2 protein-coding genes are annotated in these 12,404 nt (G+C 73.6%); both read left to right on the top strand.

The window, feature by feature from the left end:
* Positions 1 to 10: 10 nt before the first annotated feature.
* On the top strand, positions 11 to 1,018 hold the full coding sequence (locus tag AC07RM_RS00875) for a FecR family protein (protein ID WP_495332267.1): 1,008 nt from the start codon (positions 11 to 13) through the stop codon (positions 1,016 to 1,018).
* Between the two features lie 147 nt (positions 1,019 to 1,165).
* Positions 1,166 to 12,394: a filamentous hemagglutinin family protein gene (locus AC07RM_RS00870; protein ID WP_495332265.1), complete on the top strand. Its 11,229-nt coding sequence runs from the start codon at positions 1,166 to 1,168 to the stop codon at positions 12,392 to 12,394.
* The last annotated feature ends 10 nt before the right edge of the window (positions 12,395 to 12,404 follow it).

Below are 12,404 nucleotides of genomic sequence, written 5' to 3'. Positions count from 1 at the left end.
CAGTGACGCCATGAAGACACCCTCTGCACCGGTCGACGATCCCGCCGCAGCCACCGAGGCGCTGCGCGAGGAGGCGCGCATCTGGTTGAGCCGGCTGGCGGGTGCCGAGCCCACGCAGATGGACGTGCAGGCCTTCCAGCGCTGGCAGCGCACCAGCCCCGCGCACGCGGCCGCCTTCGACGAGGCCAGGCGCCAGTGGGCCTCGATGCGGCTCGCGCTCGGCGGCCTGCTGCGCGCCGACCCCAAGCTCGCCGCGCGCCACGAGCGGCTGCGCCATGGCGCCTCGGCGCAGCCGGGCCGCCGGGCCTTCCTGGGCGCGGCCGCCGGCGCGGCGGTGGCGGCCGGCGTGGTGGCGGTCGTGCATCCGCCGCTGGGCCTGTGGCCCGCGGCCGGCGAATGGCGCGCCGACGAGCGCACCGCGACCGGCGAGCAGCGGCAGCTGGTGCTGGCGCGGCAGGTACGCGTCACGCTCAACACCCAGACCAGCGTGCGCCGCCAAGCCGAAGGCCTCGAGCTGATCGCGGGCGAGGCCGCGATCGACCTGCCGGCCGAGGCCGGCGCCCCCTTCGTCGTGAGCGCGGGCGCGGGCCGCGCGCTGGCGGGCGGCGACGGGCCGGGCCGCTTCGAGCTCAGCTACCTGCAGGGCAAGGCCTGCCTCAGCTGCCTCGAAGGCACGGTGCGGCTCGAGCATCCCGCGGGCACGCGGCAGCTGCAGGCGCGCCAGCAGCTGGTGTACGACGCGCAGGCCATCAGCGGCGTGCGCGCGATCGAGCCGGCCGACCTGTCGGCCTGGCGCCGCGGCGAGCTGGTGTTCCGGCAGACGCCGCTCGCGCGCGTGGTGGACGAGATCAACCGCTACCGGCCCGGCCGCGTGGTGCTGCTGGCGGCCTCGCGGCGCGACGACCCGGTGAGCGGGCGCTTCTCGATCGCCGTGCTCGACGAGGCGCTGCTGCAGATCCAGCACTCGTTCGGGCTGCAGGCGCGTTCGTTGCCCGGGGGATTGCTGGTACTGAGCTGAGCCGGCCGCGCAAGAAAAGAGCGCGCGAAAAAGAGAGAAGAAAAAAGTTGGCGGATTCCACCGCCCTCCCGTGTCTTGCAAGGACGGCCCGTCGCAATGCGAAGGGCGGCACCACACGACGACTTCACTCATTGGCGGGAATCTCACATGAACACGCGCGCGCGCATCGGCAGGCCACGGCAGTCCCTGGAACCAGGGCGGGAGCATTTCAGTCTGGCGCCGATCGCGCGCGCCATCGCGCTGGTGCTGATGGCCGGCGGCGTGGTCGGCCCGGCCCAGGCGCAGCGCGCCTTCAGCGGCGCCTGGTTCAATGCCAAGGGCACGGCGCAGAGCACGGCCGCGGCCACGGGCTACCTGCCCAATGGGCAGCCGGCCTCCAGCCTCACGAACCCGCAGGCGCTGCAGCAGCGCAACAACGCGCAGTGGCAACGCTCGCTCAACAACCTGAACCTGGCCGCGCAGTCGATCGCGGCGCAGCAGGCCGCGCAGGCGGCGGCACGGCAGGCGGCGCAGAACGACGACTCGGTGCCCGACGGACTGGTCGACGGCGGCCTCAAGGTCGACAGCCAGAGCCTCAGCGCGGGCTGGCTGAACGCCAGGGCGCCGCAGCAGAGCCTGGCCGAGGGCCGCACGCAGGTGCGCATCGAGCAGACCGCCGAGAAGGCGATCCTCAACTGGGAGAGCTTCAACGTCGGGCGCAACACCACGGTGCAGTTCGACCAGCGCGCCGGCACCCTGCCCGACGGCAGCAACGGCTGGGTGGCGCTCAACCGCGTCAACGATCCCAGCGGACGGCCGAGCCGCATCGCGGGGCAGATCAAGGCCGACGGCTCGGTCTACATCGTCAACCGCAACGGCATCGTCTTCACCGGCAGCAGCCAGGTCGACACGCGCTCGCTGGTGGCCAGCGCGCTGCGCCTGACCGACCGGCAGTTCATGGCCGGCATCAACACCAACGAGCTGCTCAAGGACCCCTACGGCAGTCCCACCAACACGCCGGCGCCGCAGTTCGGCGAGTTCCCCGAGGTCGCGCCCTACACCATCGACACCACGGTCGAGAACTCGGCGCCCTGGTTCACGCCCTCGCACGTGCCCGGCAGCGTGAGCGTGCAGGCCGGCGCGCGGCTCACGGCGCAGAAGGGCGGCAAGCTCATGCTGTTCGCGCCCAAGGTCGCGAATGCCGGCACCCTCTCGGCGCCCGACGGCCAGGTCGTGCTGGCGGCCGGCGAGAACATCTGGCTCTCGAGCGTGCCCTCGAACGCCGGGCCCGACACCGTGCCCTACTACCTGAGCCCGGCGCGCGGCTTCGAGGTCGCGGCCTCCGCGGTGCCGGCGATCGCCTTCGGCTACTACGGCGCGATGTACGGCATCGGCCAGCTCTCGCCCTCCGATTCGCAGCAGCGCTGGGTCAAGGGCGTGCGCGACACCGTGATGCCCGCGATGGTGGCGCGCGCCGCCGAGGTCGGCTACCAGGTCGACAACAGCGGCCAGATCGACGCGCCGCGCGGCGACATCACGCTCACCGGCCGCACCATCGCGCAGAACGGCATCCTGCAGGCGAGCTCGGCGCTCAACAACCGCGAGGGCTCGATCCGGCTGCAGGGCTGGAGCCAGGGCCTGCTGAGCCGCGAGGGCGAGTTCGCGGTGCCGATGTACTGGGACGCGGGCACGGTCACTTTCGGGCGCGGCAGCGTGACCGCCGTGATGCCCGACCTCAGCGACAAGACCGAGCTCGAGCTCGGCGCGCTGGCCACGCGCTACCGGCCCGGGCGCATCGTCGTGGGCGGCGAGCGCATCGACGTCCAGCAGGACGCGCGCCTGGTCGCGCCCGCGGGCGACATCCGGCTGCTGGCCACGGCCCAGCCCTCGGGCGTGGTGCCCGACAAGCCCGCCAACAACGACGCCAGCCTGCGCGACGGCAGCCGCATCTACATCGACGATGGCGCCTGGCTCAGCGTGGCCGGGCTGCAGGACATCCCGCTGTCGATGGCCAGCAACCTGGTCACGGCCGACCTGCGCATCAACGAGCTGCGCGATTCGCCGCTGTACCGCGACTCGTGGCTGCGCGGCCAGAAGGTGGTGGTGGACCGGCGCGTGCGCGGCGTGTTCGGCAACGGCCCGATGGCCGGCGTGCTGTGGATCGGCGAGAACGATCCGGGCGCCTGGGTCGGCACGCCGCTGGCCGACGTGTCGACCTGGGTCAACCTCAGCAAGACCACGGTCGGCGAACTCGCCACTTTGGGCGGCCACATCAACCTCAAGGCCGGCGGCTCGGTCATCACGCGCGCCGGCTCCATGCTCGACATCGCGGGCGGCTCGGTGAAGTATGGCGACGGCTGGATCGACACCACCAAGCTGCTGAGCGCCGACGGCCGCGTGGTCGACATCGGCCGCGCCACGCCCGACATGCAGTACGTCGGCATCGCCGGGCGCTTCAGCGACAGCCATGCGCGCTGGGGCGTGACCGACGACTGGCGCAGCGCGCTGATCGGCCGGCCGCGCTTCGAGCCCGGCTACACCGAGGGCCGCGACGCCGGCTCGATCCAGGTCTTCGCGGGCGAGGCCTACATCCTCGAAGGCGGCATCTGGGGCGGCACCGTCGCGGGCGAACGCGCCACCCAGCCGGTGACGCAGAGCCGCGGCGGCCGCCTGGTGTTGGGCAGCGCCGACAACCCCGCGTTCGCGTTCTCGCCCGGCCAGCTGATCCTGGGCAACCGGCCCGAACTGCTGCCGGCCGACTTCACGCTCGAGAGCCCGGTCGACAGCCGCTTCTTCACGGTCGACGGCGAGGGCCGCTACACCAAGACCAGCTGGCTCTCGACTGACACGCTCGAGGCCGCCGGCCTCGGCGCCATGACCTTCAACGTCGGCAAGGGCTTCCTGCTCGAGAAGGATGCCGTGCTCAGGCTCGAGCCCGGCGCCGCGCTCAACGTCGGCCTGGCGACCCTCGACACCAACGTGCCCGTGGCCATCGAGGGCACGGTCCGCGCGCCCGGCGGCTCGGTCAACCTGCCATCGGGACAGATCAGGCTCGGCGCGGGCGCGCGCATCGACGTCTCGGGGTCCTGGGTCAACACGGTCGCCGACGGCCCCGACCGGCTGCCGCACGCGATCAAGGGCGGCTCGATCATCCTGGGCGCGCTGCAGGCCGAGGCCGGCGCGGTGCTCGACGTGTCGGGCGGCGGCCAGGTCTCGGGCAGCGCGACCAAGCGCAGCGTCACGACCGGCAACGCCGGCGCGATCCAGCTGCTGACGCTGGGCAGCGCCGACACCCTCGATCGGCTCGACCTGCGCGCCTTCTCGGCCGGCTCGGGCGGCGCGCTGTCGATCAACGCCAACGGCTACGACGTGCAACTGGGTGGCAACAACGACGGCGGCGACGCGCTGCTGCACCTGCCCGCCGACCTCTACGCCTCGCGCGGCTTCCGTTCGCTGACGGTCGACAACGCCAAGGGCATCGCGGTGCCCGAGGGCGTGGCGGTCTCGCTGCGGCCGCAGGCCATCGATCTCGGCGGCGTCGATGCCACGCGCGTCGCCTCGGGCGCGAGCCTGGCCGAGCTGGGCCCGCTGCGCGCGCTGCCGCTCGAGCAGCGGCTCGCGCGCGCACCCGCCTCGCTGCTGCTGGCGGGCAACACGGTGGAGGTCGGCACCGGCGCGCGCATCGAGGTCGACACCGGCGGCTCGCTCCAGCTCGGCAACGACAGCGGCGCGATCGGCGTCGTGCCCGGCAGCATCGTCGTGCGCGGCACGCTCGAGGCGCCGGCCGGCCGCATCGGCCTCTACAGCGCCGGCGAGCTCCGGCTCGCGGACGGCGCGAGCCTGCTGGCGCGCGGCGTGCCGGCGATCCATCGCGACGGGCCCGTCGGCCGCAGCGGCAGCGTGCTCGACGGCGGCCGCGTGCTGCTGCGCGGCGACGTGCAGCTCGACGCGGGCAGCCTGATCGACGTGTCGGGCAGCGCGGGCGAGATCGACGTGCCGCGCCAGGGCTTCGCGCGCGATCGCGGTGCCGCGACGCTCGCGCTGGCCAGCGATGGCGGCAGCATCGAGATCGAGGGCCATGCCCAGGTGCTGGGCACCCTGCGCGCCCGTGCCGGTGGCGCCGGCGCGCGCGGCGGCAGCCTGAAGCTCACCAGCGGCGGCGGCGCGGAATCGCCGGCCGACCAGCTCAAGTGGATCATGCTGCAGTTTGCGGGCGGCGAAGGCGTCGCCAAGTGGGAGGACGCGATCGGCGTCGACTACAGCAGCTACTTCTCGACGGCCGCCGGCCCCTTCGTGTTCACGCGCGAGATGGTCGAGCTGTTCGAGGCCCTGCCCGACGCGGCCGACTTCCGGGTCGTGAACAAGGCGCCGGCCGCCGGCGGCGGCCCCGTCCTGCCCGATGCCACGACCTTCTTCGCCGACGGCTACCTCGAGGAGATCCTCAACTTCGGCCCCGGCTTCGACCTGCGCGGCGTGTTCACGGGCGCCGCCAGCGCCAAGCCGCCCTCGGTGCTGCTGGCTTCGGCCGTCAACGAAGGCGGCTTCGACCAGTTCGCGATCCAGACGCCGAAGACGGTGCGCCTCGACGGCGTGCACCTCCAGCTCGGCCGCTCGATCACCATCGGCGGCACGCTCGCGAACGCGGGCCGTGCCGATGCCAGCCTGCGGGCGCCGCGCATCGTGCTGTCGACGCCCTCGGTGACGCCCGGCAACGCGGCCGCCGAGCGCGCCGGCAGCCTGAACCTCGATGCCACGCTGATCGACATCGACGGCGGCGCCGCGATCCGCGGCTTCGCCGACACGGTGCTGACGGCGCGCGACCTGCGCATCGCCGACAACGTCGAGGCGCCCGGTGCCGTGCTCGACGTCGAGGGCCGCCTGCTGATGCAGGCGGCGCAGGTCTATCCGGCCACCGGCGCCAAGGCCACGATCCGCGCCACCGATGCGATCCGCATCGAACGCAACGGCGAGGCCGAGACGCCGCTGTCGGCCGCCGGCAGCCTGACCCTGGAAGCGCCGCGCATCGCGCAGAACGGCGTGCTGCGCGCGCCCTTCGGCCAGATCGTGCTGAAGGCGGGCGAAAGCGTGACGCTCGGCGCGGGCAGCATCACCTCGGTGTCGGGCGACGGCCTGGTGCTGCCCTACGGCGCGCTGCGCAACAACGAGTTCTGGACCGACCCGACCCGGCCCCAGACCGAGGCCGCGGTCGACCTGAACGCGCCGCCCGAGAAGCGCATCACGCTCGATGCGCCGAGCGTGGAACTGGCGGCGGGCTCGGTGGTCGACGTGGCCGGCGGCGGCGACCTGCATGCGCGCGAGTTCGTGCCTGGCACCGGCGGCTCGCACGACCTGCTCGCCATGCCCGGCGTGTTCGCGATCCTGCCCGCGAGCCGGGCCGCCATGGCGCCGGGCGCCGCGGTGGGCGAACGCATCTGGCTCGCGGGCGGCCAGGGCCTGGAGGCCGGCTGGTATGCCGTGCTGCCCGCGAGCTACGCGGCGCTGCCGGGCGCCTTCGCGGTCATGCCCGGCGGCGGCGCGGCCTCGGCCGCCGCAACCCGCACCGTGGCCGTGGCCGACGGCTCGATGGTGGTCTCGGGCTACCGCGGCGACGGGCTGACCGGCGCGCGCGAGGCCGGCTACACCGCCTGGCGCGTGCTGCCGGGCCAGGCGCTGCGCGGCTACAGCGAATACAACGAGGCGCTGGCCAGCGAGTTCTTCTCGTCCGACGCCTTCCGGCTCACGCAGTACCGGCGCACCGGCACCGACATCGCGATCCCGCGGCTGCCGGTGGATGCCGGCTCGCTGGTGCTGCGCGCCACCGACTCGCTCAAGCTCGACGGCCGCCTCGACATGAAGGCGGCGGCCGGCGGACGCGGCGGCATGCTGGACATCGCGGCCCAGAAGATCGTCGTGGTGGGCGCGGGCCAGGACGGCAGCGCGCTGCGCGCCCAGGGTTACCTGGTGATCGACGCGGCCTCGCTGTCGAACACCGGCGCGGCCAGCCTGCTGATCGGCGGCGTGCGCACCGGCGACCCGCTGGGCATGCGCGTCGAGGTCACGGCCAGCGACATCGTGGTGCGCAACGACGGGCAGTCCGCGCTGTCGGGCCCCGAGCTGATCCTCGCGGCGAGCGGCCAGGTCACGGTCGAGTCGGGCAGCGTGCTGACGGCGCGCGGCGGCACGGCCAGCACCGGCAGCCTGGTGATCGCGCCGCAGGCCAAGGCCATCTACACCGACCCCGACGGCTGGCTCGACGACAACTACGACGGCGTGATCGACGCCAAGGACGCGCTCGACGACGTGCTGACCGCGAAGGCGCGCGACTGGGGCGCGCTGATCCGGCTGTCGAACGCGGGCGATGCGCGCGTGCTGCGCGAGGGCGTGGACCTGAGCGAAGGCGGCCGCGCGCTGATCCAGGAAGGCGCGGTGCTGCAGGGCGGCGCCTCGCTGACCATCGATGCCACGCGCGGCACCACCCTCGCCTCGTCGGCGCAGGTCTCGGGCAGCGGCATCACGCTGAGCGGCGGCCGCGTGGGCTTCGGCGGCGGCAGCGAGGGGCTGGTGTTCGACCAGCGCGCGCTGGCCCAGCTCGCGAATGCCGAGCGGCTGCGGCTGCGCAGCTACACCAGCATGGACTTCCACGGCGACATCGACTTCGGCCGCGCCGGCCTCGGCAACGTGACGCTCGACGCGGCCACGCTGGCGGGCTACGGCAACGCGAGCGTGGTGCTGCGCGCCCAGGGCCTGACCCTGGAGAACAGCGTGGCGGCGGTGGCCGATGCCGGCGCGCTGCCGGTGGGCACCGGCACGCTGGCGATCCGCGCCGACGAGCTGGTGCTGGGCACGGGCGACAAGTCGGTGCAGGGCTTCGGCCAGCTGGAACTGGCCGCGACGCGGCGCATCCTCGTCGAAGGCAGCGGCGCGCTCGATGCCGGCGCGGCCGACATCCGGCTCGCCACGCCGCTGCTGACGGCGCGCGCTGCGGCGACGCAGGCCCTGCGCACCACCGGCCTGCTGGCGCTCGCGGGCAGCGAAGGCGCTGCCTCCGAGGCCGACCCGGCCGATGGCCAGGGCGCGCGCCTCACGCTGGCCGGCGGCCGCGTCGACCTCGCGTCGCAGGTGCTCGCGCGCGGCGGCTCGGTGAACGTGACGGCGGCCAGCGGCGACCTGCGGCTGCGCGAGGGCGCGGCGATCGACGTCTCGGGCTTCGAGAAGCGCTTCTTCGACGTCACCCAGTACGGCGACGCGGGCTCGATCGTCCTCACCGCGATCGGCGGCTCGGTGCGGCTCGACGCCGGCGCCGCGCTGCGCCTGGCGGGCGCGCCGGCCGGCGGCGCGGCCGGCAACCTCGCGCTCACCGTGACCGGCAACGGCGCCGTGGTGCTCGACGGCCTGCTCGATGCCCATGCCGCGAGCGGGCAACGCGCCGGCTCGATCTCGTACGACAGCGCCTCGCTGCCCGACTTCGCGGGCCTGAGCGCGCGGCTCAACGACGCCGGCTTCCGGGCCTCGCGCTCGTTCCGCGTGCGCAGCGGCGACGTGCTGCTCGACGGCACCACGCGGGCCGAGGACTTCCTGCTGGTGGCCGACCAGGGCCACGTCACGCTCGACGGCATGCTCGACACGCGCTCGGCCTACGGCGGGCGCATCCGCGTGGTGGCCGGCGACGGCATCACGATGAACGCGAACGCCGCGCTGCTCGCAGGCGCCACCGGCCCGCTGGGCTATGGCTCGGTCACGCTCGATGCCGCCGATGGCGCGCTCGACCTGCGCGGCGGCCGCATCGACGTGGGCGGCGGCCAGGGCGGCCGCGTGCGCCTGCGCGCCGGCCAAACGGCGGGGCATGACGACCTGCGGGTGACGGCACTGAATGCCGACATCGTCGGCGCGCAATCGGCCGTGCTCGAGGGCGTGGCGCGCTACGACGTGGCCGACTACGACGGCCTGAGCGTCGACTCGGTGAAGGCCGACGCGATCGCGCATGCGCGCACTTTCGAAGGCAAGGCACAGGCCATCGCGGCGCGGCTCGGCGCCAGCGGCATCGCCGTGATGCCCGGCATCGAGATCGGCAGCGCGGGCGATCTCGCGCTGCAGTCGGACTGGAACCTGGCGCAGGATTTCGCCACCGCGCGCGAAGGCTCGCTGACCCTGCGCGCCGGCGGCAACCTGCTGCTCAACGGATCGATCAGCGATGGCTTCTCCGACGCGACCACCGCCGGCAGCCTGCAGACCGGCCGCTCGTGGAACCTCGCGCTGGTGGCCGGCGCCGACCGCGGCTCGGCCAATGCGCTGGCGCTGGTGCCGCTGGCCGCGCAGGCGGCCGGCCAGGGCACGATCACGCTCGGCGCGGCCGACGCCGGCAAGCTGGTGCGCACCGGCACCGGCGAGATCGAACTGCGCGCCGGGCGCGACCTGGTGCTGGCCGACAAGGTGTCGGCCATCTATACGGCCGGGCGCCGCGACACCACCACCTACGACGACTTCACTGCACCGGCCGACGCGGCCTACGGCATCGACGGCGGCAGCATGCGGCTGGTGGCGCAGGGCTCGGTGCATGCCAAGCCCACCGACCAGAGCTTCGTCGAATGGCTGCGGCGCCAGGGCCAGGGCAACTGGCGCACCGGCCTGTTCTCCGACTGGTCCGACGAATGGGGCACGCGCTTCACCGGCATGCAGCCGAGCTGGTGGATCGACCCGGGCCAGTTCCAGGGCCTGGGCGCGCTCGGCGGCGGCAACCTGGCGCTGGAGGCCGGCGGCGACCTCGACAACGTGGTGGCGGTGCTGCCGACCAATGCCCGCCTGCGCGGCGCGCTGGCACCGGGCCAGGCGGCCACGCTCGAGATGCGCAACGGCGGCCTGTTCGACATCAAGGCGGGCGGCACGATCCGCGCCGGCCACTACTACGTCGGCCGCGGCGCCGGCAGCATCACGGCCGGCGAGATGGCGGTCGGCCGCACCGTCACCGCCACCGACGCCAATGGCGTCCACACCTGGGACATCGCGCCGATCCTCGCGCTCGGCGACGCCACGCTCGACGTGCGCACCCAGGGCAACCTGCGGCTCGAGACCGTGGTCGACCCGCTGCTGCTGCAGGCACCGCTGGTGTTCGATCCCTGCTGCGGCCCGGTCGATCCGGGCGCCTACATGAGCGGCCACACCAACCGCACGGCGCTGCGGCTGGTCTCGCTCGGCGGCGACCTCACGCTGGTCGACACCACCTATGCCGAGAGCCGCCAGATTCCCTACATGCCGATCTTCCGCGACCCCGACGGCTCGCCCTATGCCGAGAGCGCGATCGGCCAGGGCGGCAACCGCTACCCGGCCGCGACGCAGGTCGTGGCCATGAGCGGCTCGGTGATCGTGCAGGGACCGGTCTACACCATGACCGCGCCGATGGCCGTGACGCCGGAGCTCGGCTACATCGCGGCACGCGCTCCGGGCGCGCCGGCACCGCAGGCCGACTTCCAGCTGCTGGCGGCGCAGGACCTGGTGTTCCGCTCCGAGGGCACCGGCTCGCTGGTCAGCGTGCCGCGCATCGTGCTCTCGCGCGCGGCGCCCGAACTCATCCCCTCGCCGCTGATGCCGCGCGGCCGCGAGGAGGAGTCGGGCTCGGGCATCGGCCTGGACGGCGTGCTGCAGAACACCTTCGGCTCGTCCTATTCGCGCCAGCTCGGGCTCAACAATCCCGAGAAGATGCCGCTCGACGGCGACCACTCGCCGAGCCGCATCTATGCGCTCGGCGGCTCCATCCTCGGCGCCACCGTGGCGACCAACGAGGAGAGCTGGATCCGCGCCGGCCACGACATCCGCCAGGTCTCGTACAACCTGCGCAACCTGCATGGCAGCGACGTCTCGATCGTCTCGGCCGGCAACGACGTCATCGGCAGCGCGACCGACGTGGTCGGCAGCAGCCCCGGCATCGTGATCGAGGGGCCCGGCGCGCTGCTGGTGAGCGCGGGGCGCGACATCTTCGCGCCCGGTGCGCGCGACGGCAACACCTTCCCGCTGACCATCCAGTCGGTCGGCAACCAGAGCTACGCCTTCAACGCGAGCGAGCCGCGCACCCAGACCCTCGTCAAGGGCCTGCCCGAGCGCGGCGCCTCGATCACGCTGATGGCCGGCCTGCAGGGCAAGGAGCCCGACTACGCCGCCTTCGCGCAGGCCTACCTCGACCCCGCGCGTGCGGCCAGCATGCCGGCCTACCTGACGCAGACGCTCGACGGGCGCACGCTGCCGCTGTACCTCACCGACGACGTGCGCCTGCTCGACGGCGGCGGCAAGAAGTTCGAGCGCCGCGGCCTGGTCTCGTTCGTGCAGGAGGCCGTGGGCGAGACGCTGGCACCGCTCGATGCCTGGGCCCGCTTCCAGACCCTGCCCGCGCCCGCGCGCGAACGCTTCCTGCGCGAGGTCTACATGCAGGAGCTGCGCAATGCCGGGCGCGACCAGCTGCTGCCCGGCGTCGACGACCTGCCGCTCAATGGCGGCTACAACCGCGGCTACGGCGCCATCGCCACGCTGTTCCCCGGCAGCGGCTGGAAGGGCGACGTGCAGATGGCCGACGGCAGCGTGCGCACCCTGCAGGGCGGCGGCATCGAGGTGCTGGCGCCCGGCGGCGGCCTGCAGGTGGCGGCGCTGGGCCAGGCGCCGGCCGACGGCCGCGGCCTGGTCACCTTGGGCGACGGCGACATCCACGTGTTCACCGCGCGCGACGTGCTGCTCAACCGCTCGCGCATGCTGACCTTCGCGGGCGGCGACGAGATCATCTGGTCGACGCTCGGCGACATCGACGCGGGCCGCGGCGCGAAGACCACGCGCTCGTTCCGCCAGCCGGTGATCGAGACCGACGCCGACGGCATCACGCGCGCGCTCGAGAAGGCCGACATCACGGGCTCGGGCATCGGCACCGTCGAGGGCTTCGAGAACGTGGTACCGGGCGACGTCGACCTGGTGGCGCCGAAGGGCACGGTCAACGCGGGCGATGCGGGCATCCGCGTCAGCGGCAACCTCAACATCGCCGCGCTGCATGTGCTCAATGCCGCCAACATCGAGGTCAAGGGCGAATCGAAGGGCCTGCCGGTGGTGACGGCCGTCAACGTCGGCGCGCTCACCAACGCCAGCGCCGCGGCCTCGCAGGCCGCCAACGCCGCGCAGGAGACGGTGCAGCGCGAGCGCGCCGCGAGCCGCCAGGCCCTGCCCTCGGTGTTCACGGTGCGCGTGCTGGGCTTCGGCAACGAACCGGCCGAAGGCCGCGAGCCGCCGCCCGAAGCCCGGCCCGGCGTGGTGCGCTACGAGCCGAACCACCGCGTACAGGTGATCGGGCATGGCGCCGAACTCAAGCCCGACCTGCTGGCACGGCTGACCGAGGAAGAACGGCGCCGCCTGCAACAGCGCGACTGACGCGTCCGTC

This window comes from Variovorax sp. GW821-FHT09B05 (assembly GCF_059418265.1).
Note: the sequence above shows the minus strand (reverse complement) of the source record. Positions and strands in the feature narration are given on the sequence as shown.

Coding starts and splice junctions, on each gene's coding strand:
- AC07RM_RS00870 (WP_495332265.1), top strand. CDS start 1,166: ATGAACACGCGCGCGCGCATCGGCAGGCCACGGCAGTCCCTGGAACCA.
- AC07RM_RS00875 (WP_495332267.1), top strand. CDS start 11: ATGAAGACACCCTCTGCACCGGTCGACGATCCCGCCGCAGCCACCGAG.